Origin of the sequence: Williamsia muralis (assembly GCF_002735905.1) — a bacterium.
GTDB classification, from domain to species: domain Bacteria; phylum Actinomycetota; class Actinomycetes; order Mycobacteriales; family Mycobacteriaceae; genus Williamsia; species Williamsia muralis_A.
The window spans coordinates 226893-246977 of sequence record NZ_PEBD01000004.1 but is presented as its reverse complement, the minus strand read 5'-3'; the positions used below and the strand labels follow the sequence as shown (position 1 = coordinate 246977).

Below are 20085 nucleotides of genomic sequence, written 5' to 3'. Positions count from 1 at the left end.
CAGAGCGCCATCGCCCTAGGAGCCATGTAACGTCATGAAAGACCAAGCGTGGGGCCGAATAGGAGGATTAGTGCCAGGTAAAGCGGGCCGACGTTCCCCTGGGACAGGTCAACCGCTTCTCGGCGATCCTTCGGACGGCATCGATCCGTATCTGCCCGCCAACGGCAACCTCGGTTATCGCGTGTCCCGCTACGACCTCGACCTCGAATACCGGGTGGCAACCAACCGGCTTGCCGGGACCGCGACCATCACGGCCACCACGATCATCACACTGAACCGATTCACGCTGGATCTCTCCGGCGCCCTCAAGGTCGACCGGGTGACGGTCAACGGCACCCGCGCGCGGCGGTTCAGTCACCGCAGCAACAAATTGACGGTCACGATGGAAGACGAGTTGCCACCGGGCGGCGTGATGACCGTGGTGGTGAAGTACTCGGGCAATCCGCGTCCGATACGCGGCCGGTGGGGTGAGGTCGGCTGGGAGGAGCTCACCGAGGGCTCGCTCGTGGCAAGCCAGCCCAACGGCGCGGCATCGTGGTTTCCATGTGATGACCACCCGATCTCCAAAGCGGCATACGGTATCTCGATCACCACCGACAGCCCGTTCATGGCGGTGGCAAACGGGTCGCTGCAGCGCAAACGGACCAAGGCCGCCCAGACCACCTGGGTCTACGAGCAGGTGGAGCCGATGGCGTCGTACCTCGCCACCATCCAGATCGGTCAGTACACGCGACAGACCCTGACGACCAAGCCGGTGCCGATCCATGCTGTGATCCCGCCGAGGCTGCGCAGGGACTTCGATGCCGAGTTCGTCAACCAGGCACGCATCATGGAGGCGTTCATCGAGTGGTTCGGGCCATACCCGTTTCCCGAGTACTCCGTGGTGGTCACCGACGACGAACTCGAGATCCCCATCGAGGCACAAGGTCTGTCGATCTTCGGCGCCAACCACTGCGATGGCTCGGGTTCTTCCGAGCGTCTCATCGCGCACGAGCTCGCTCATCAGTGGTTCGGCAATTCCCTGACCCTGTCGCGGTGGAAGGACATCTGGCTTCACGAGGGCTTCGCCTGTTACAGCGAATGGTTGTGGTCGGAACGCTCGGGCGGGCTCACGGCCGAAGCGCAGTCGCGCAAGTACTACGACCGTCTCGCCTCGTCGGCGCAAGATCTGGCGATCGGTGATCCGGGACCCGCGCGGATGTTCGACGACGTCGTGTACAAGCGGGGCGCACTCACCCTTCACGCGGTGCGAAAGTCACTGGGCGACAACAACTTCTTCGCCCTGTTGCGCGAATGGACCCGCGAGTACCGCTACAGCTCGGTCAGCACCGAGGACTTCACCGGACTCGCCGCCCGGTACAGCCCACAGCCGCTGAACGACTTGTGGCACCAGTGGCTCGAGCAGAAGGCGCTGCCGCCCTACCCAGGTCCCTGATGAGCGAAGGCCCGACGAGCGACGTGGCTCCGAGTACTCGTGATTCCCTAGGCCGGGTGGCAGTGGCCACCGTGGTGGCTGCGGCGTCGGGTTACCTTGTGCTGTTGCTGGCGGCACGCGCCCTGGGCGCCGACGGGTACGCGGCATTCGCCGTCTTCTGGGCCGCGTACGGGTTGGTGACCGGCACCCAGAACGGACAATTGCAAGAGACCACCCGAGCGGTTCGGCGCGCGCGCGAACAAGGGTGCGGCACCGGTGCCCGGCCGATGCCGATGAACGCGATTTTCGGCGTCGCGCTGGCTGCCCTCGTCGCCGTCACCTCCCTTGCCTGGGCCGGGGTGGTGTTCGAGTCGGACCGCGTCGAATCGGTGCTGCTGCTGACGGCAGGTGTCGCGGCGTTCGGTCTCTACGCGGGGCTGGGCGGCGTGCTGTCCGGGCTGGGTCGGTGGGGCGTTTTCTCGGCCCTTCTCGTCGTCGATGCGTTGATCCGTCTGCTGCTGACCGTGGTCGCGGTGGCTGCCGGCTGGGGCCTGCAGGCCTTCTTGGTCATCACTGTCGCGGGCACGGTCTCCACCGCCGTGGTCGTGGCCGTCTTTGCCGGCGCACGGGGGGCGCTCGGCGCGCGCGGCGACATCCCGTCCGGTGAGCTGGCGGGCAACATGCTCACGGCGATGACCGCCGCGATGGCCAGCGCTGTTCTCGTCATGGGGTTCCCCGTGCTCATCTCGATTTCCAGCGACGGCCTCGACGCGTCTGCCGGCGCGGTGATCCTCGCGGTCACGCTCACCCGCGCGCCACTCCTGGTCCCGCTGAACAGCTTTCAGGGCGTCCTGATCAGCCGCTTCGTCGACAACCGTGATCACATCCTGCGGTCGGTGGCGTCACCGGCCGCTGCCGTTCTTGCGGTCGGCCTGGTGGGGATCCTTGCTGCGTGGCTGACCGGACCGTGGCTCCTCGAGACCGTCTTCGGTGCGGACTACCAGCTGTCGGGAGTCGCCGTCGCCGCACTCACCGCCGGGGCCGTGGCGATGGCGATGCTGACCCTGACCGGGGCGATGGCGCTGGCCGCCGGCCGACATCGGCTCTATGCCATCGGATGGTGGCTGGCGACGGCGGTGAGCGTGGGACTGCTGTTCATCCCCGCCGACCTTACGGTCCGCGTCCCGATCGCCTTGATGATCGGACCGCTGGTGGGCATCGCCATGCACCTGCTGGCAGCGCGCGGCGGATCAGCGCACGACGTGCCGGCCCAGCGCCCGGACGACGCTCCACTGTCGGCCGACTAACGCACTCGGCAAGAGCGTCGCCGCGTTGAGCCTCGAGGTGACGTGCCGTCGAGCCGCCCGTTCGGCTCTGGACCATCCCCGCTCGCGGCAGCGCGATGCCTCGGTCTCGAAGAAGGCGCGTTCCTCTTCGAACCGGCGGCCGTCGACCGCGCGCACAGAGCTGACGGACTGCTGATGGCGCCGATAGTAGAAGGTGACGTGGGGGTCGAAGACCATCGATCCGCCCGCGCGGGCGATGTCGGTGAGCAGCCCCAGGTCGAGGGCCACCTCGAGACCGGACCGGAAACCGATGGGCGCCGCGATCTCGGTGCGCCAGACCAGTGATGGGAAGTACGTCCAGTTCCCGCGGTAGAGGCTCTGCGCCATCGACTCACCGCTCAGCGTGGTGGGCGACGTGGGGGCCATCGAGGCCTTGACCCGATCGCCCAGCGGGCGGACGACCTCACCTGCGGAATCGATGACGTCGACCCCGGGCTGCACCACCGCTGCCTCGTCGTGACTCTCCAGTGCGGCGACCGCTCGCGCCAGGTGGTCGGGGGCCATCACGTCATCGCATCCCATGATGGCGAACGCGGGCGCCTGTACCAGGTCCACACACCGTCGGAAGTTGCCGTTGACCCCGAGATTCTCCTCGTTGCGCAGATAGTGCACCCGGGGGTCCGTCAATTCCTGCAGCCAGCGCGCGGGTTCGGGGTCCGGGTATTGGTCGTCGACCATCACCAGGCGGAAGTCGCCGTGGGTTTGGGCCAGGACGCTGCGCACGGCGGTCTTGAAGAGGGCGACGTCCCCGTAGAACGGCAACATGACATCGACCAGCACGGTGGAAGAATACGCTGCGGCGAACCGATAGACTCCCAGGCGGCCGGTTTGCAGTCGAGGTGGGCGTGGAGGTGGAACGATCACTGAGCCAGGTACTGCCGTGGGCAATTCAGATGTGTGGCTGATCGTTCCCGTCTTCAATGAAGCTCCGGTCATCCGATCGGTGGCCGGCGCGGCAAAACGAACCTTCCCGAACATCGTCTGCGTCGATGACGGCAGCAAAGACGGCTCTGCTGACGAAATACTAGCGGCCGGAGCACATCTGGTGCGACATCCGGTCAATCTCGGTCAGGGCGCGGCCATTCAGACCGGCGTGGAGTACGCGCGTTCTCAGCCGGGCGCCAAGTATTTTGTGACCTTCGATGCCGATGGCCAACATCAGGTGGACGACGTGGTGGCCATGCTGGACCGCCTGCGATCCGAGCCCCTGGACATGGTCATCGGCACCCGATTCGCCGACGACCGGAGCAAGAGCGTCCCGGTGGTCAAACGGATGGCCCTGCGCACCATAGTGTTTCTCAGCCCGCGTACCCGGCGACTGGGTTTGACCGACGCTCACAACGGCCTTCGGGTCTTCAACGCCACGGTGGCCGCACAACTCGACCTGATCATGAACGGGATGAGCCACGCGTCAGAGTTCGTAGCACTCATCGACCATCATCAGTGGCGGGTTGCCGAACAACCGGTCACCATTCTCTACACCGAATACTCCATGGCCAAAGGTCAGTCGCTGCTCAACGGTGTCAACATCTTGACCGATGGCCTTCTTCACGGCCGGATGAGGCGGTAATCATGCTGGCCATTCAGATCATCCTGATCCTGTTTGTCATCGCGCTGGTCGGATACTTCATCACCCAGCGCGGCAATGCCAAGGCCTCGGCCTGGGTGAAGATCGCGTTTGTCGGCTTCCTGGCCTTCGGTGTGTACGCCTTGCTGCGGCCCGACGACCTCACCGTCATCGCCGGATGGGTGGGTGTCGGCCGTGGCACCGACCTGGTGCTCTATTGCCTGGTGGTGGCTTTCGCGTTCACCACCATCGGAACCTATCTGCGGTTTCGCGAACTGGAAGTGAAATACGCGCGCCTCGCCCGGGCCATCGCTTTGCAGAATGCCGCGCTGGAGAACCGGAAAGCCGAACCCGGCGACGACCCGTTCTAGTGGTGGTGCGCGCCCATCACGTCGTGCAAGATCCGGTGGACGATGGCGTCGGCGACCACACGGTAATGCACCGTCCGACCTGCCTTGGTGGTGGTCACCCAGCCCTGTGCACGGAGGGCGCGCAATGACTGCGAGGCCGCGTTCTCGGTGATCCGGGCGGCCGCGGCGAGTTCACTGACCGTTGCGTCCGGGTGTTCGTGCATGTGCGTGATCAGTCGTAACCGGGTGGAATCGGACAGCAGCGCAAAGCGTTTGGCCCAACCGTCGATATCGGTGTGTTCGTGGTCGCCCATGTCCGCCCCCACGCTCTCGTGCTGCTGCCCCGTCTCGTCGGTGTTAGGCTACGGCACGTAAATGTGTCTGTGCAGACACATGTTGTGGGCGAGGGAGTCGATCGGTGCCACGCATTCGTCGAATGCCTCTGTTCCTGGCTCTCGTCTGCGTGGCATCGGTCGCGGCCGGATGTGCTTCGCCGAGCGAAGATCGCTCAGACCGCATCGTGCTGGCCGAGAGCCAGGAACTCGGCGGATACAACCCCGTCGCAGGCTACGGCGAACTCGGTGTGTCCCCGCTGTACGACGGCCTGCTGCGCCCAGCGTCCGACACCGACACGACGCTGCCCGATCTGGTTCCGGCACTGGCGGTCGCGGCGCCGGTACCCCTCGGCGAGCGGCAATGGCGATTGCAGCTGCGTCCAGGCGTCACGTTCTCCGACGGATCGTCGCTGGACTCCGCCGATGTCGTCGCGACGTACAAAGCGGTGGCCAACACACTGGTCGCCTCCGAGATCGCGACCCACTTCCGCCCGATCACCGACATCCGCGCCGACGGTGCCGACGCCGTGGTCGTCACGATGGCCAACAACGCCGACCCGTCACCTCACCTGCTGCTGGGGATCGCGCCGTCGGAACGGATCGAGCAGGCACCCGTTGCAGACTGGGCGCTGAACACCGAACCCGTCGGTACCGGCCCCTACGAACTGACGAGCCTGCGTCCAGACCAAGCTGTCTTCACCGCCCGCGACGACTACTGGGGCCCTCGGCCACACGTGCGTTCGCTGGTGTTCACCCATACTCCCGACGACAACACCCGCGCCCAGCGTGTCGTCGCCGGAGAGGTCGACGGCGCAAGCCTGCCGCCCGGGTTACTCGGCGCGGTCGCCGGTCGTGAAGGAATCACGACCATCGGGGTCGCATCGGCGGACTGGCGCGGAGTGTCACTGCCACGCAACAACTCTTTCACCGCCGATCCGGTTGCGCGGACGGCGATGAATGTCGGTGTCGACCGGCAGACCATGATCGACGACGTACTGGCAGGCCACGGTCGGCCTGCGAGCACACCCGTCGCCGAAGTGTACGGCGACGCCTACGATCCCAGAGCTCAGTTTCCCCACGATGTCGACAGCGCCGCAGCCATGCTCGACCGCGCGGGCTGGCGGTTGGGCACTGCCGGCCTGCGGCAGAAAGACGGCACCACAGCCAGTTTCGATCTCCTCTACAACGCGCAGGACAGCCTGCGCCGTGATCTCTCTACAGCTTTCGCCGCGGCAATGGCACCGCTCGGCGTCGAGGTGCGGACACGGGGCACGAGCTGGGACGAGATCGACACCAGATTGGACACCGCGGCGGTACTCCTGGGCGGAGGCGAAACCCCCTACAGCATCGACTCTCAGGTGTACGACACCCTGCACACTCGGGTTCCGGACTCGTCCCCGTATGCGAACCCGGGCAACCTCACTCCCACGGGTGTGGATCGATTGCTCGACGAAGCGCGGTCGGCCGGGCCATCGCCCGACACCGACGCGAGATATCGAGAAGTGCAGCAGCGGTACATCTCTGAGCCGTCGTATGTGTTCCTCGCCTTCCTTGACCACACCTACGCCTACCGCGATCTCCGATGGAACCAGACCGCACCGATCCTCGAGCCACATTCACACGGGGTGTCCTGGGGCCCCTGGTGGCATGTCGCCGGGTGGACCCGATGAACGCTGTGACCCGATCGAGACTCGTACCGGCAGTTCGCCTTCTGGGCGTACGGGCGGTGGTCGCCCTGCCCGTGACACTGGCCGTGTCGGCGGCGATCTTCTTCATCGCGTCGCTCTCGCCCCTGGACCCGCTGACCGTATACCTCGGTGATGGATATCAATCCGCCACGCTGTCCCAGCGGACCGCGGTGCGTGAGGCATACAACACCAACGGCTCCTGGTACACCGCCTGGTGGCGGTGGTTCACCGAGCTGTGCCAGGGCAACCTCGGATGGTCGTCCACCCAGTCATTGCCGGTGTCAACCGTTCTCACCGAGCGGCTGCCGTTCACCGTCGGATTGTCACTCGCCGCGATGATTGCTTCCGCGCTGATAGGGATCCTGGTGGGCACTCTTGCCGGGATGCGGCGCGGCGGACCACTCGACCAGATGTGTTCGGCGCTGTCTGCGGCGTTGGCCGCCGTACCACCCTTTGTGGTGTCGCTGGTATTGGTGTCGGTGGTCGCGGTGTCGTTGGGGTGGTTCCCAACCTCGGGGGCAGCCGCTCCCGGCGATCCGTACACCGCCCGGGGGATCCTCACCCACGGCTTCCTTCCCTTTGTCGCGCTGACCATCTCGCAGATCCCTTGGCTGCTGCTGACCACGCGGACGGCCGTGGTCGAGGCGTCGTCGTCGGACGCGGTGCGCGCGGCGAGGGCTCGGGGTCTGCACGGGTGGGCACTGCTGCGCGGCCACATCCTGCCCACATCCGTGGCACCTACCCTGGCCTTACTGGGGACCCGGCTGCCGGAGGTGATCGCCGGAGCCGCCATCGTGGAAACCGTCTTCGGCTGGCCGGGACTGGCATCGGTGCTCGTGGATTCCGCAGTGGCGCTGGACTTTCCTCTGCTGGCGTCGTTGACGGTCGGCGCGGCGTTTGCCGTGTTGCTGGGTTCGGCAGCGGCAGATGCCGCGGCGACTGCCATCGACCCCCGGATCGGTGCGACGTCGTGACCATGGCCTCATACGCGACACCGCTTCGCCGACAGTGGCCGTGGTTGTTGCTGATCCTCATCGCGATGTCGGCCGTGGTGATTCCCCTGCTTTCCGGTTCACCGGTCGCGGACTTCGGTGAGGCGTTGCGGGCGCCGGGCTTCGGCCATCTGGGCGGCACCGACCACTCGGGATACGACCTGCTCACCCGCACAGCCGAGGGTTTGCGCATCTCGCTGACGATGGCAGCGGTGTGTGCGGTGGTGGCCACCGGGCTCGGCGTGCTGATCGGGGTGGGCTCGGTGGCGGCCGGCGGCTGGATCGATGCCGTCGTGATGCGCGTGGTCGACGGGGTGAATGCTCTGCCGCATCTGGTGATCGGCATCGTGATCGCCGCGATGTGGCGCGGCGAACCGCTGGCGATCATCGCCTCGATCGGATTGACCCACTGGCCCGCGGTCGCGCGGGTGGTCCGGGCGGAATTGCGGTCGGGGGCCGAAGCAGGGTGGGTACGGTCGGCTCGACTCGCCGGGGCGTCTCGCTGGTTCGTTGGACGACACCACCTCCTGCCCGCCGTGGGCGGGCAAGCACTCGTGGCGATGGTGATGCTGCTACCCCATGCGGTGTGGCACGAGTCCACGCTGTCCTTTCTCGGCGTGGGACTCTCGCCCGACCGCGCCAGCCTGGGTACGCTGCTCGGCCAGTCCCGCGGTGACGTGATGCTGGGCGCGTGGTGGACGTTGGTGGTTCCAGCATCGGCGCTTCTTGTCACCGCCCTGGCAGTGGCCGCCGGAGGTTCCGGATTGCGTCGACGACTCCAGCCACCAGGAGGTCAGGTGTGGTAACCGACATGGCTGCCCGGCTGGATGGTTTCGGCGTTCGCATCGCGACCCGTGAGCGGGAGATCGCGACGGTGACCGGCCTCGACGGCGTCGACCTGGACGTCGCGGCCGGCGCGGTGACCGCACTGGTCGGTGAGTCGGGATGCGGCAAATCGCTGGTGGCGCTTGCTCTGTGCGGGCTGCTGCCACCGGGGTCCACAACTCGGGGACGGTTGCACGTGGCGGGCCACGAGGTGACCGACGCGGGCGAGAAGACGTGGCGGGGACTCCGAGGACATGCCGTCGGCCTGATCCCGCAGTCTCCGGCGACGTCGTTCACCCCTGTCCGCACCATCGGGTCGCAGATTGCCGAGGTGGTCCAGGCACTCGACAGTGACCGCAGTGCAGTCGAATTGGCTGGGCTGGCAGGGCTGCCCGACGACGCCCTCGAACTGTTCCCACATCAATTGTCGGGCGGGATGGTGCAGCGCGCCGCGATTGCAGCTGCGCTCGCCGGCCGACCGGCCGTGCTGCTCGCCGACGAGCCGACATCCGCACTCGACACCGAGCTCGCCGAGATGGTGTGGAAGTTGCTGCGCAGCATCGCCGATGACGGTGTCGCCGTCCTGGTCATCACCCACGACATCGCATCGATGCTCGCGTCGGACGTCTGCGAATCCCTCGCCGTCATGCGACGGGGTCGGATCGTCGCGCAGGACTTTCCATACCGTGTCCGGCACGCAGCCGATGAACACACGCAGAAACTGTTCACGGGGGTACCCCGATGATCACCGCCCGTGCTATCGGGGTGCGGTTCGGCGGCACCACGGTATTGAGCGACATCGACTTCGACGTTGCGCCCGGCCGTGTCAGCGGGATCATCGGTCGCTCGGGCAGCGGGAAGACCACGCTGCTGCAGGTTCTCGCCGGCATCCGCCCACCCGATGCAGGCGTGGTGCGGTTCGCCGGAAGAGCCCGGGCGCCTCGCGGATCGGTCGCGATGATCGATCAGCACCCGCGATTGGTCTGCAATCCCCGGTGGACGTTGTCGCAGATCATTCGCGAACCCGCCGACATCAGGCGGCGTCCGGTCGACCCGGACAAGTACGCCGCGCGCACCGGACTGGACCCGGAGCTGCTGGGCCGCTTCCCATCACAGGTCAGCGACGGCCAGCTTCAACGCGCTTGTCTTGCCAGGGTGCTCGTCCAGGAGCCGGCGTACCTGCTCTGCGACGAGCCCACCGCCATGCTCGACCCCATCGCCGCCGCCGACGTGGCGTCGCTGTTGAGTTCGATTGCCGCACAAGGGGTGGGCATGGCTTTGGTCAGTCACGACCGCACGCTGGTCGAGCAGATGTGCTCGACGATCACCACGTTGACCGGCCCCGGCGTCTCCTGAACCACTCAGGTGGTGAGGCTGCGGATGTAGCCGATGACGTCGGTGTATTCGGGAAGCAGACCACTGGCCTCGGCTTCGGCGAGCGTCGGCGCGGCAGTGTCCTTGTCCGACAGTGTGAAAGTGAGATCCGAGCCGTCGCGGGCCGCGGTGGGAAACTCGATTCCGATGGCCGGGTCCAACGGGTTGATGCCGTGCTCACCGGCGGGGTTGTATCCGGTCGAGCACAGATAGGTGACGACGGAGTTGTCTTCGAGCGCGACGAACGCGTGCCCGAGTCCCTCGCCGATGTAGAGCGCTCTGCGGTCCACGTCGTCGAGCAGTGCGCCGTCCCAGGCACCGAACGTCGGTGAGCCGACGCGGATGTCCACCACCACATCGAAGATCGCACCTTTGGGGCAGCTGACGTACTTCGCCTGTCCCGGTGGCACATCGGCGAAATGCACCCCCCGCAGCACACCTGCGGCCGACACCGAGAGATTGGCCTGCTGGAGGTCGAAGGGATGCCCGATGACCTCCGCCAGCAGGTCACCACGGAATGCCTCCATGAAAAGGCCACGCGGGTCGCCGAACTTCTTCGGGGTGATCTCCCAGGCGCCGTCGATGGACAGGGGTTCGATCAACATGTTCTCTACAGTTCCTTGCCGCGTTCGAGGAGGTCGATGAGATAGGTCCCGTATCCCGATTTGAGCAAGGTCTGGGCGCGAGCCCGCAACTGCTCGTCGTCGATGAAGCCGCGTCGCCAGGCAACCTCTTCGGGCACAGCGATTTTCAGGCCCTGACGTTCTTCGACGGTGCGGACGAAATTGCCCGCGTCCAGCAGTGAGTCGAAGGTTCCGGTGTCGAGCCACGCTGTGCCACGGGGCAGCACCTCGACGTGCAGCAGGCCCTTGTCGAGGTAAGCCCGGTTGACGTCGGTGATCTCGTACTCGCCGCGGGCACTCGGCTGCAACCCCGATGCGATCTCCACGACGTTGTTGTCATAGAAGTACAGGCCCGGGATCGCGAAGTTGGACCGAGGATGCTCCGGCTTCTCCTGCAGGTCGATGGCCTTGCCGTCGCTGTTGAAATCCACCACCCCGTACGCCTCGGGATTGCGGACCCAGTAGGCGAACACCGCGCCACCCTCGATGTCGTGGAAGCGGTTGAGCTGCGAGCCCAGCCCGGGTCCGTAGAAGATGTTGTCGCCGAGGACCAGCGCCACCGAGTCCGACCCGATGTGGTCAGCACCCAGAACAAACGCCTGCGCCAACCCGTCCGGACTCTCCTGCACCTTGTACGTCAGCGAGATCCCGAATTGACTGCCATCACCCAAGAGATTTTGAAACGCAGACGAGTCGTGCGGCGTGGTGATCACCAGGATCTCGCGGATACCGGCCAGCATCAACGTGGTCAGCGGATAGTAGATCATCGGCTTGTCATAAACGGGGACGAGTTGTTTGCTCACACCTTGCGTGATGGGATGCAGCCGACTTCCGGTGCCCCCCGCCAGGATGATTCCGCGCATACGTGACACCTTAGGCCCCAGGCACTGGGCCTAATCGATGAGCTGTCGATCGGTAGGGTTGCAGCAGTGAACGGAGGTTTGACATGCGGGTACTGATCACCGGTGGCGCCGGTTTCATCGGCGCCAACTTCGTGCACCGCACGCTTGCGACCAGGCCGGATGCCCGGGTAAGGGTGCTGGACGCGATGACGTACGCCGCGAACAGGCAATCCCTTGCATCGGTGTCCGATCAGATCGAATTGGTCGAAGGAGACGTCGCAGACTCCGCATTGGTGAACCAGTTGGTCGGCGAAAGTGACCTTGTCGTCCATTTTGCCGCCGAATCGCACAATGACAATTCACTGGCCGACCCATCGAGTTTTGTTCACACCAATCTCGTCGGCACATTCTCGATTCTCGAAGCAGTGCGTGCGCATGACGTGCGCTACCACCACATCAGCACCGACGAGGTGTACGGCGATCTCGAACTCGACGACCCCGGACGCTTCACCGAGCAAACCCCGTACAACCCGTCGAGCCCGTACTCGTCGACCAAGGCAGGCAGCGACCTTCTGGTCCGGGCCTGGGTGCGCTCGTTCGGAGTGCAGGCCACCATCTCCAACTGTTCCAACAACTATGGCCCGTACCAGCACATCGAGAAGTTCATTCCTCGCCAGATCACCAACGTGCTCAGCGGGATTCGCCCCAAGCTCTACGGGCAGGGCACCAACGTGCGGGACTGGATCCACGTCAACGACCACAACGACGCGGTGTGGACCATCATCGACAAGGGACAAATCGGCGAGACTTACCTCATCGGTGCCGACGGAGAAGCCGACAACCGCACCGTCATCGAGACGATCCTCGAACTGCTCGACCAGCCCAAGGACGCTTTCGACTTCGTGACCGACCGGCCCGGCCACGACATGCGTTACGCCATCGACTCCACCCGTCTGCGCACCGAACTGGGCTGGCAGCCAAGGTTCACCGACTTCCGGTCCGGGCTCGCCGACACGGTGGCGTGGTACCGCGACAACACCGACTGGTGGCAGCCCCTCAAAGAGGCCACCGAGAACAAGTACGCCACCACCGAACGCGTGGTGGGCTGACCTCGCCCACCGGGCCGAAAGCCGCGTCGACCGGGCCCTAACTTCCGCCCACCGGGCCGAAAACCGCGTCGACCGGGCCCTAACTTCCGCCGAGCGGGCCGAAAACCGCGTCGACCGGGCCCTAACTTCCGTCGAGCGGGCCAATAACGGCGTCGACCGTGCCCTAACTTCCGCCGACCGGGCCATTATCGTGATCGACCGGGCCTATGCCTGGATCCTGGTGAGAACAAGTAGCTCAGGAGTCCGGACGACGGCCCACTCAGCGGAGTTAAGGGCCCGGTCGACGCGTTTATCGGCCCACTCAGCGGGGTTAAGGGCCCGGTCGACGGCTTTCTAGGTGGCGCGGAAGTACTCGACGGTGCGCCGGACTCCTTCGGCCAGCGACACTTGCGGGTACCAGCCGAGCACGGCGCCGGCGAGCGAACCGTCGATGGATGAATCCCGGACGTCACCGAGCCGGGCCGGTTCGTACACCGGTTCGTCGGGAGCGTGTGCGGCCTCGGCGACCAGGGTGTGCAGCGCCCGGTCTGATGTGGCCGCCCCGGTGCCGACGTTGAAGCGCTGTCCGCCACCGAGTTCGCCGCCGGCCAGCACAAAGGCTTGCACGACGTCGTCGACGTAGACGTAGTCCCGGGTGTTGCCACCGTCACCGAACAGCTTGGTGACGCTGCCCGACAACAGATTCCGCGCGAAGATGGCCACCACGCCGGCTTCACCGTGGGGATCCTGCCGCGGCCCGTACACGTTGGCGGGGGCGATGTGGGTGCAGTCCAATCCGTACAGCGAGCGGTACATGTTCAGGTACACCTCACCGCTGACTTTGGCGGCCGCATAGGGGCTCATCGGCGCAACCGGTGCCGCTTCCGACACCGGAAGGTGCTCCGGCGAGCCGTAGATGGATCCACCAGATGAGGTGAACACGATCTTGCGCACTCCCGCTCGCCTGGCGGCCTCGGCGAGCCGAACGGTCCCGACGACATTGACCTGTGCATCGGCAACCGGATCGCTCACCGAGGCACGCACGTCGATCTGGGCGGCGAGATGGAAAATCACCTCGGGTTGTGCTTGCGCCACAACCGTTTCCAGGTCCGCAACGGTGAGATCTCCCTCGACGATGCGACATCCGCGTTCGACGGCGCCGGTCAGATTGGCCCGGCTACCCCGCGAGAAATCGTCCAGGGCGACAACGTCGTGGCCGTCGGCCAGCAGCCGATCCACGAGTGTCGAACCGATGAACCCGGCACCGCCGGTGACCAAGGTGCGCATCACTTCTCGCCTTTCCGTATTGCGTCCGCGACCTCATAGATCGTCACGTTGCCCTGCCGATAGACCTCGCGCAGACCGGGCGCACCGTTTTCGCGCAACGGAAGGAAGGGGTCACCGAATCGGCCTTCCGCGAGATTGGGTGCGCCGTTCTGGAACCACCAGTAGCTCGGCGGCGCGTCGATCACGTACCTGATGTTCAGATCCCGGACTATCTGGTCGATACGAGGATCCGCGCCGATCCGGGCAACGTTCCAGTACAGATCAGACTGACGCCGGCTGAAGTCGTTTGCCCGGTAGAACGGGAACAGCGGGGTCAGATCCGCCACCGGGTACATCCATCCACTGCCCTGATCGAGGTTGTTGAGGATGACGGTGCTGCGCGCCTCCGGCTGCTGCGCCAGCCACCGGTAGGCCTCGACGTCCTCGACACCCACATACGCGCCGCTTCGGTACTGGACGGCGATCTTCCCGTTGTCGGCGTACCGTACGGCGCCCGCGCCGGCAACGATGAGCAGGCCGATCAGGGTCAGTGCAGGCAGCGCCAGCCGGTTTCGCTGCCAGACGGGTTTTCGGGCCAGCAACCGCGCGACACCGAGAACCAGCACCCCGAGCCCGATCCCCGCGGCGACCGCGGTGAACATCGACACCACGAAGGTCAGTCGGTGTGGCGAGTTGTAGAAGTATCCACCCAAGAGGCCGAACAACTTCGACGGCAACCCGCCGAGGTCGTAGACCGCATTCGCCGTGGTGACGATGAACGCCAGCCAGGCGGCGACCACAGCCCAATTGCGCGACCACACGAGCCAGCCGAGCCCGATCGCGGCCGGCATCAGCAGGTACAGCAACGGGTACTGATGGCCGAGCAGATCGGTCCCGTTGAACGCGGCGCGCACAAACGCCTTTGCGACGCCGGCATTCTCATCGCGGAAGTCGAAGCCGGAGAGCTCGTTGTTCTCCGAGATCTTCAGGGTGCCGATGATCACCGGGCTGATCAGCACCAGTGCGCCCGCCCCGATCACTGCGAGCGTCGCAATGTCACCACCCCGACCACGTACCGGCTTCCACAATGCCTGCAGCAGCCACCAGGATCCGACGATCACCGCCATCACCACCAGCCCCGACGGGTGGGTGGCTGCGGTACCGGCGATCGCGAGCACAGCCGCGAGCACGCGGCGACGATCGCCGACCGCACTGATCACGAGCACCGCGGTGACCGGCGCCAAGGAGACTCCGACCGCGTTGGGGACTGCCGTGAACGCGAGTTCCACGTAGGGCAACGACGGGAAAACGGCTGTGACCGCAGCGGCAAGAGCTGCGAAGACCGCGCTCCGGTCCGGATCGAATCGCTTGCGGCCCAGCCAATATGCGAGTGACCCGATACTGATCGGCAATGTGAACGCCAGCGACGCCGGAGAGTAGATGTTGTACAACTCCACGGTGTTTGCACCGGTCAACGGGTAGAGCAGAGCGCCCAGATCGTGCCACGTGTTCGGGTAGTAGTTGAATCCGTGCGTGTCGTAGTTCATCAGCTCGCCCATGTGGAGCGACGACCCGTCGCCGGTCTGATGGATCCACTGCAGAGCATCGGCATGCCACAGGGCGTCCCACACCTGCGAGATGTTGTTCAGTCCGAAGAATGTGGTGCCGATCAGTCGCCGGATCGACGTCAGGACGATGATCAGCGCGCCCAGCAGCACACCGGCGGCAATGGTCAACAGTGCCGGGCGGCTGATCGGGCGTACCTCGGCGGCGACCGCCGGGGCCAGGGACCCGAATCGCCGGGTTCCGAGGTCCCACCCCCACGCCACCAGCCAGGACACTCCGACCATCACGGCAGCCGTCCCGACGTTCCACGGGATGGACAGCGCCCCGTAGAGCACGGTGAAGATGCCGATCATGCCGAATGTGAGCGGTGCACCCGCGGCGACCGCCACCGGCCACGGCAATGACATCCGCCGTCCGACCAGGGCCCCGGGCACGATCAGGATCACCGCGGTGACGACCGTGATCCACGCGGCCAAAAGCATGCATTCCCTTTTCGTTGGCTGGGGCGGCCGGCAGGACGGCCGGGGACACTGCTTCTGCACCTTAGTGGAGGTGTGTGAGAGGCCGCGCCCCCGCCACTCGCCACTACCGTGGGGCACATGGACTGGCCTCGGCACATCCCCACGCTGACCGATCGGGTGATCACCCTCCGCCCCTTCGTGCACGACGACATCGGCGCCGTACTCGCGGCCAGCCAGGACCATGCGACGGCCGAGTTCACCGTGGTCCCGAGTCCGTACACCGAGGCCGACGCCCGCGATTTCGTCGAGGACCGCTCGGTCAAGGTGTGGCCGGGGTTCGACGTCGCGATCGTTGATCCCGAAGACGCGTTCCTCGGGGTGTGCGGTTTGCGGGCCAAGGACGACGACGCGGTCACCGAGATCGGGTACGCGGTGGCTCCCTGGGCACGCGGCGCGGGTGTCGCCACCCGGGCGACCCGGCTGCTCATCGAGTTCTCCTGGCAGATCGGGGCGGTCCGGGTGGAACTGGACGCCTACACGGAGAACAAGGCGTCACGCGCCGTCGCCCGAAAGTGTGGGTTCACCCAGGAGGGTGTCCTCCGATCGGCAGCGCCGGGCAAGAACGGTCGCAGGCACGACCTCGTCGTCTTCGGTCTCCTCAAGACCGACGACGTGCCCTGAACCCCAATACCGAGAGCACGCCCCGGCGGGGATCAGACGCTTGCGTGCTCGCGATCGGCGAGGATCTCCAGGATCTGCCGCACCAGTTCGTCGGCATCCGCTCCCGTCGTATCGATCACCAGGTCCGGGTTCTCCGGCGCCTCGTACGGCGTGTCGATCCCGGTGAGCCCCTTGAGTTCGCCCGCCCGTGCCTTCGCGTAGAGCCCCTTCGGATCGCGACGCTCGCACTCTGCCAGCGGCGTGGCCACATGGACTTCGATGAACGGAAGGTCGGCGGCGGCGGTCAGTGCCCGGGGGATCTCCCGGTCACTGCGCAGCGGCGACACCAGCGATGCGATCGCGACCACTCCGGCATCAGCGAAGAGCCTGGTCAGATGCCCGACACGGCGGATGTTCTCGGCCCTGTCCCCGGCCGAGAACCCGAGGTCGTCCGACAGCCCGTGGCGCACGTTGTCGCCGTCGAGCAGATAGGCCACCCGGCCCGACTCGACCAGTGCACGCTCGAGTGCCACCGCGACGGTCGACTTGCCCGACGCCGGCAGGCCGGTGAGCCAGATGACCGCTCCCCGCTGACCGACCGCACTCCACCGATGGGTGCGTTCGAGGGAGGACGGATGCCACTTGATGTCGTTGCGTGTCCGGGCGCCCGGCTTGACCTCCCGGGGCTCGGTGATGGTGCCGGCGCCCACCGTGTCGTTGGAGTTCTCGTCGATGAGGATGAACGCACCGACATCGCGGTTGTCCGCGTACGGATCGGCCACCACAATGGAACTGGTGCGCAACGTCACCGTGCCGACGTCGTTCAACGCGAGTTCCACGGGATGTGGGTCCTCGCCCAGCGTCTCGGGATCCAGTCGACTGTGCAGCTCCTGGACCGTGGCGCGCACCGTGCGCGTCGCCTGCTTCAGCGCAATCCGGTCCCCCGCACGAAGCGGCGTCTCCGAGAACCAGCAGACCGTGACGTCGAGTTCACGGGCGGCGACCGGTAGGTGCGCATCCGGTGACCCACTGACGATCATGTCACCGCGGCCCACGTCGATCTCGTCGGCCAGTTCCACCGACACCGACAACGGAGCGACGGCCACGCTGCGGTCGTCGTCGAGGGTGTCGAGTGCGGTGACGCTGCTCTTCGAACCCGACGGCAGCACCACGATCGGATCGCCGACCTGCAGGGTGCCCGCAGACAACCGGCCCGTGTAGCGACGACGCTCGCCGGCGGCCGGCCGCGACACCCACTGCACCGCGAGACGCACCTCGGTCGGTTCGGCGGCGGGTGCCTTCAACTCGACGGCCTCGAGGAACTCCAACAAGGTCGGACCGGTGTACCAGGGTGTGTTGGTCGAACGGGTCACCACGTTGTCGCCGAGCTTGGCGGCCAGAGGAACAACGGTGAGGTTCTGGACACCCAAACGTTGTGCGAGGACGTGCAATTCGGCTTCGACCTCGGCGAAACGCTCTTCGCTGTAGTCGACCAGGTCGATCTTGTTGACGGCCGCGACCAGGTGGGGCACCCGGAGCAACGTGGCGATCCGGGCATGGCGACGGGTCTGACGAACCACGCCCGCGCGGGCGTCCACCAGCAGCACCGCCACGTGCGCGTTGGACGCACCGGTGAACATGTTGCGGGTGTACGCCTCGTGACCGGGGGTGTCGGCGAGAATGAAATTGCGTGTGGCCGTTGAGAAGAAGCGGTAGGCCACGTCGATGGTGATGCCCTGCTCGCGTTCGGCCCGCAGACCGTCGGACAGGGCGGCGAGATCGGCGACACCTTCGGTGTCGGTGACCGATTCGAGGTGATCGAGCGGCAGACTGTCGGTGTCGTGGAGCAACCGGCCGATCAATGTGCTCTTACCGTCGTCCACCGAACCGGCGGTGGCGAGCCGGAGCAGTTGGCGTGTCATCAGAAGTACCCCTCCCGTTTGCGGTCTTCCATGGCCGCGGCGGACGTGCGGTCGTCTGCGCGGGTCTCGCCGCGCTCGGACACGGTGGATGCGGAGATCTCGGTGACCACGTCGGCAATCGTGGTGGCCCGTGACCGGACCGCGCCGGTGATGGTCAGATCGCCGACCGTGCGATAGCGCACCCATTCCACGGAAGCCGACTCCCCTTCCGCCGGACTGGTGAATTCCGAAGTGGCGAGCAGGATTCCGTCACGCTCGAACACCTCGCGCTCGTGGGCGAAGTAGATCGGCGGCAACTCGAGGCCTTCCAGCTCGATGTACCGCCAGATGTCGAGCTCGGTCCAGTTGCTCAGCGGGAAGACGCGGACCTGTTCGCCCCTGCGGATGCGCCCGTTGTAGAGCGACCACGGTTCGGGTCGCTGTGCACGCGGGTCCCATTGACCGAACTCGTCGCGAAAGCTGAGCACCCGCTCCTTTGCCCGAGCGCGTTCTTCGTCGCGCCGAGCGCCGCCGAACGCCGCATCGAACTTGCCGGCCTCCAGTGCGTCGAGCAGAGTCCTCGTCTGCAGGCGATTGCGCGAGCCGGCCGGTCCGCCGACCTCCTGCACGCGCCCGGAGTCGATCGATTCCTGCACCGAACCGACGATCAGCCTGTGCCCGCCCTCGGCGAGGCGCCGGTCGCGGAAGTCGATGACCTCAGGAAAATTGTGCCCGGTGTCGACGTGCAGCACCGGAAAAGGCAGTGGCGAGGGCCGAAAGGCCTTCTCTGCCAACCGGAGCAGCACGATCGAGTCCTTACCCGCCGAGAAGAGCAAGACCGGTCGCTCGAGTTCGGCCACCACCTCACGGATGATGTGCACCGCCTCGGCTTCGAGAACTCGCAGCTCATCGACGTGGGTCACGTCGGCGGTGATCTGCGTTGTCATACTGGCAACCCCCTTTGTCGGGCCTCGGCGCGGTATCGCTCTACCCATTCACCGGACCGGTTGTTCGCTTGACGTTCCAGCACCGGCGGCGGCGCTGCGGCAGGGTCGAGATCGAGGGCGGCGAGGATTCGCGCCGTGACCCCGGTGGAGTCATTCGCCAGCTCGCTGTAGTCGACCTCGAACGGCGTGATCGACTCCTGGTCGAACCAGGTGCGCCAGCCGCGCTCCTGCTCGCGCAAGATCGTGACCAGGTGCGCGATGCCGTCTGCGTTGTACTGCGCCGCCGCGTCGACCTCCGGCTCTGCGTGTCCCCGCCACACCTGCGTCTGCACCGCACGCCAGAACGACACCGCCTGCGCCACGACATCCGGCCGGTTCACCTTGATGTACAGCGGTTCCTCGCCGATCACGCCGGCGATGGCAGATCGGAGGGCACCACCGGATCGGCCCGTGAAGCCCTCGGCCCGGTCGATCACCAGCGGAACCTGATTCCACATCAGCTTGCCGCCCCAGACTCCGTTGGGGGTGCGCGCCTCCCGCGCGATGCGCTCACGCCATTGGTCGCTGGTCTCGGTGCTCGGCGTCCCCGCCCGCAGCGGGGCCAGCAGGGCGAGCACAGCGGGATCGGTGACGTCGGCGAACCACTGGCGCGGTTGCGGCGGCAGAGAGGTCGACGGCAGGTACTGGAAGAACTCCTCGGGTTCACCGGCAATCTTGCTGGCCCGCAACGATTCGACGAGGAGGGTGCTACCGCTGCGTTGCGATGCGCATACGAGGTAGGAGCGCGGAGCGGAGGCCATGGATTCGAATATAGAGATCACACCGTGTGGGTTCCCCAGC

At 66.0% G+C, this 20085-nt stretch carries 20 protein-coding genes and 1 pseudogene; 12 read left to right on the top strand and 9 right to left on the bottom strand.

What is annotated here, in order from left to right:
• The first annotated feature begins 70 nt into the window (after positions 1 to 70).
• Together CSW57_RS01890 and CSW57_RS01885 are read left to right on the top strand one after the other, a co-directional pair.
• Complete coding sequence (locus CSW57_RS01890; RefSeq protein ID WP_189339104.1) at positions 71 to 1435, top strand: M1 family metallopeptidase; 1365 nt, start codon at positions 71 to 73, stop codon at positions 1433 to 1435.
• Positions 1435 to 2721: a lipopolysaccharide biosynthesis protein gene (locus tag CSW57_RS01885; protein ID WP_099381208.1), complete on the top strand. Its 1287-nt coding sequence runs from the start codon at positions 1435 to 1437 to the stop codon at positions 2719 to 2721. Before CSW57_RS01890 ends, CSW57_RS01885 begins: the two co-directional genes overlap by 1 nt.
• Here CSW57_RS01885 and CSW57_RS01880 read toward each other — a convergent pair.
• Positions 2665 to 3540 carry a glycosyltransferase family 2 protein gene (locus CSW57_RS01880; protein ID WP_223248989.1) on the bottom strand — a complete coding sequence of 292 codons (876 nt, stop codon included), beginning with the start codon at positions 3538 to 3540 and terminating at the stop codon, positions 2665 to 2667. The genes CSW57_RS01885 and CSW57_RS01880 overlap by 57 nt on opposite strands.
• A gap of 100 nt (positions 3541 to 3640) precedes the next feature.
• Here CSW57_RS01880 and CSW57_RS01875 point away from each other — a divergent pair, with 100 nt between their 5' ends.
• Both CSW57_RS01875 and CSW57_RS01870 read left to right on the top strand, forming a co-directional pair.
• Positions 3641 to 4330: a glycosyltransferase family 2 protein gene (locus CSW57_RS01875; protein ID WP_099381207.1), complete on the top strand. Its 690-nt coding sequence runs from the start codon at positions 3641 to 3643 to the stop codon at positions 4328 to 4330.
• 2 nt (positions 4331 to 4332) lie between these two features.
• On the top strand, positions 4333 to 4698 hold the full coding sequence (locus CSW57_RS01870; RefSeq protein ID WP_023956351.1) for a DUF2304 domain-containing protein: 366 nt from the start codon (positions 4333 to 4335) through the stop codon (positions 4696 to 4698).
• Here CSW57_RS01870 and CSW57_RS01865 read toward each other — a convergent pair.
• Positions 4695 to 4991 (bottom strand): ArsR/SmtB family transcription factor, encoded by a 297-nt coding sequence (locus CSW57_RS01865; protein WP_062795151.1) that lies wholly within the window; start codon positions 4989 to 4991, stop codon positions 4695 to 4697. The genes CSW57_RS01870 and CSW57_RS01865 overlap by 4 nt on opposite strands.
• Before the next feature lie 122 nt (positions 4992 to 5113).
• Here CSW57_RS01865 and CSW57_RS01860 point away from each other — a divergent pair, with 122 nt between their 5' ends.
• Genes CSW57_RS01860 through CSW57_RS01840 form a run of 5 tightly spaced genes read left to right on the top strand, consistent with a single transcriptional unit; the run spans position 5114 to position 9873 of the window.
• Positions 5114 to 6682 (top strand): ABC transporter substrate-binding protein, encoded by a 1569-nt coding sequence (locus CSW57_RS01860; RefSeq protein WP_099381206.1) that lies wholly within the window; start codon positions 5114 to 5116, stop codon positions 6680 to 6682.
• On the top strand, positions 6679 to 7674 hold the full coding sequence (locus CSW57_RS01855; protein ID WP_099381971.1) for an ABC transporter permease: 996 nt from the start codon (positions 6679 to 6681) through the stop codon (positions 7672 to 7674). The genes CSW57_RS01860 and CSW57_RS01855 overlap by 4 nt, the downstream gene beginning before the upstream one ends.
• 2 nt (positions 7675 to 7676) lie before the next feature.
• Positions 7677 to 8498: an ABC transporter permease gene (locus tag CSW57_RS01850; protein WP_099381205.1), complete on the top strand. Its 822-nt coding sequence runs from the start codon at positions 7677 to 7679 to the stop codon at positions 8496 to 8498.
• Positions 8492 to 9262 carry an ATP-binding cassette domain-containing protein gene (locus CSW57_RS01845; RefSeq protein WP_223248988.1) on the top strand — a complete coding sequence of 257 codons (771 nt, stop codon included), beginning with the start codon at positions 8492 to 8494 and terminating at the stop codon, positions 9260 to 9262. The genes CSW57_RS01850 and CSW57_RS01845 overlap by 7 nt, the downstream gene beginning before the upstream one ends.
• A complete protein-coding gene (locus tag CSW57_RS01840; RefSeq protein ID WP_099381203.1) occupies positions 9259 to 9873 on the top strand; it encodes an ABC transporter ATP-binding protein in 615 nt (204 codons plus the stop codon). The genes CSW57_RS01845 and CSW57_RS01840 overlap by 4 nt, the downstream gene beginning before the upstream one ends.
• A 5-nt stretch (positions 9874 to 9878) precedes the next feature.
• On the opposite strand, the gene CSW57_RS01835 is transcribed toward CSW57_RS01840, so the two are convergent.
• Complete coding sequence (locus tag CSW57_RS01835) at positions 9879 to 10496, bottom strand: dTDP-4-dehydrorhamnose 3,5-epimerase family protein (protein ID WP_099381202.1); 618 nt, start codon at positions 10494 to 10496, stop codon at positions 9879 to 9881.
• A 5-nt stretch (positions 10497 to 10501) separates the two neighbouring features.
• Complete coding sequence (gene rfbA / locus CSW57_RS01830) at positions 10502 to 11377, bottom strand: glucose-1-phosphate thymidylyltransferase RfbA (protein ID WP_099381201.1); 876 nt, start codon at positions 11375 to 11377, stop codon at positions 10502 to 10504.
• A gap of 83 nt (positions 11378 to 11460) precedes the next feature.
• On the opposite strand from rfbA, the gene rfbB reads away from it, so the two are divergent.
• Positions 11461 to 12465 carry a dTDP-glucose 4,6-dehydratase gene (gene rfbB, locus CSW57_RS01825; RefSeq protein WP_099381200.1) on the top strand — a complete coding sequence of 335 codons (1005 nt, stop codon included), beginning with the start codon at positions 11461 to 11463 and terminating at the stop codon, positions 12463 to 12465.
• 22 nt (positions 12466 to 12487) lie between these two features.
• Positions 12488 to 12802 (top strand): annotated as a pseudogene (locus CSW57_RS24900) (hypothetical protein); the annotation flags it as partial.
• On the opposite strand, the gene CSW57_RS01820 reads toward CSW57_RS24900, so the two are convergent.
• Positions 12799 to 13731 (bottom strand): NAD-dependent epimerase/dehydratase family protein, encoded by a 933-nt coding sequence (locus CSW57_RS01820; RefSeq protein ID WP_099381199.1) that lies wholly within the window; start codon positions 13729 to 13731, stop codon positions 12799 to 12801. The pseudogene CSW57_RS24900 and the gene CSW57_RS01820 sit on opposite strands and share 4 nt — an antisense overlap.
• The gene (locus tag CSW57_RS01815) at positions 13731 to 15758 is read right to left on the bottom strand and encodes a DUF6541 family protein (RefSeq protein ID WP_099381198.1); all 2028 of its coding nucleotides are present in this window, start codon (positions 15756 to 15758) and stop codon (positions 13731 to 13733) included. Before CSW57_RS01815 ends, CSW57_RS01820 begins: the two co-directional genes overlap by 1 nt.
• Positions 15759 to 15875: 117 nt before the next feature.
• Between CSW57_RS01815 and CSW57_RS01810 the strand changes: the two genes are divergently transcribed.
• Positions 15876 to 16418, top strand: a complete 543-nt coding sequence (locus CSW57_RS01810) for a GNAT family N-acetyltransferase (protein WP_099381197.1) — start codon at positions 15876 to 15878, stop codon at positions 16416 to 16418.
• Between the two features lie 32 nt (positions 16419 to 16450).
• Here CSW57_RS01810 and cysC read toward each other — a convergent pair whose 3' ends face one another.
• The 3 genes from cysC to stf0 are packed head-to-tail and all read right to left on the bottom strand — an operon-like array spanning position 16451 to position 20045.
• On the bottom strand, positions 16451 to 18319 hold the full coding sequence (gene cysC / locus CSW57_RS01805; RefSeq protein WP_099381196.1) for an adenylyl-sulfate kinase: 1869 nt from the start codon (positions 18317 to 18319) through the stop codon (positions 16451 to 16453).
• The gene (gene cysD, locus CSW57_RS01800; RefSeq protein ID WP_099381195.1) at positions 18319 to 19245 is read right to left on the bottom strand and encodes a sulfate adenylyltransferase subunit CysD; all 927 of its coding nucleotides are present in this window, start codon (positions 19243 to 19245) and stop codon (positions 18319 to 18321) included. Before cysD ends, cysC begins: the two co-directional genes overlap by 1 nt.
• A complete protein-coding gene (stf0, locus tag CSW57_RS01795) occupies positions 19242 to 20045 on the bottom strand; it encodes a trehalose 2-sulfotransferase (protein ID WP_099381194.1) in 804 nt (267 codons plus the stop codon). The genes cysD and stf0 overlap by 4 nt, the downstream gene beginning before the upstream one ends.
• Between the last annotated feature and the right edge of the window lie 40 nt (positions 20046 to 20085).

Coding starts and splice junctions, on each gene's coding strand:
- rfbA (WP_099381201.1), bottom strand. CDS start 11,377: ATGCGCGGAATCATCCTGGCGGGGGGCACCGGAAGTCGGCTGCATCCC.
- CSW57_RS01865 (WP_062795151.1), bottom strand. CDS start 4,991: ATGGGCGACCACGAACACACCGATATCGACGGTTGGGCCAAACGCTTT.
- CSW57_RS01855 (WP_099381971.1), top strand. CDS start 6,679: ATGAACGCTGTGACCCGATCGAGACTCGTACCGGCAGTTCGCCTTCTG.
- CSW57_RS01885 (WP_099381208.1), top strand. CDS start 1,435: ATGAGCGAAGGCCCGACGAGCGACGTGGCTCCGAGTACTCGTGATTCC.
- cysC (WP_099381196.1), bottom strand. CDS start 18,319: ATGACACGCCAACTGCTCCGGCTCGCCACCGCCGGTTCGGTGGACGAC.
- stf0 (WP_099381194.1), bottom strand. CDS start 20,045: ATGGCCTCCGCTCCGCGCTCCTACCTCGTATGCGCATCGCAACGCAGC.
- CSW57_RS01820 (WP_099381199.1), bottom strand. CDS start 13,731: ATGCGCACCTTGGTCACCGGCGGTGCCGGGTTCATCGGTTCGACACTC.
- CSW57_RS01870 (WP_023956351.1), top strand. CDS start 4,333: ATGCTGGCCATTCAGATCATCCTGATCCTGTTTGTCATCGCGCTGGTC.
- cysD (WP_099381195.1), bottom strand. CDS start 19,245: ATGACAACGCAGATCACCGCCGACGTGACCCACGTCGATGAGCTGCGA.
- CSW57_RS01860 (WP_099381206.1), top strand. CDS start 5,114: ATGCCTCTGTTCCTGGCTCTCGTCTGCGTGGCATCGGTCGCGGCCGGA.
- CSW57_RS01835 (WP_099381202.1), bottom strand. CDS start 10,496: ATGTTGATCGAACCCCTGTCCATCGACGGCGCCTGGGAGATCACCCCG.
- CSW57_RS01810 (WP_099381197.1), top strand. CDS start 15,876: ATGGACTGGCCTCGGCACATCCCCACGCTGACCGATCGGGTGATCACC.
- rfbB (WP_099381200.1), top strand. CDS start 11,461: ATGCGGGTACTGATCACCGGTGGCGCCGGTTTCATCGGCGCCAACTTC.
- CSW57_RS01850 (WP_099381205.1), top strand. CDS start 7,677: ATGGCCTCATACGCGACACCGCTTCGCCGACAGTGGCCGTGGTTGTTG.
- CSW57_RS01815 (WP_099381198.1), bottom strand. CDS start 15,758: ATGCTTTTGGCCGCGTGGATCACGGTCGTCACCGCGGTGATCCTGATC.
- CSW57_RS01840 (WP_099381203.1), top strand. CDS start 9,259: ATGATCACCGCCCGTGCTATCGGGGTGCGGTTCGGCGGCACCACGGTA.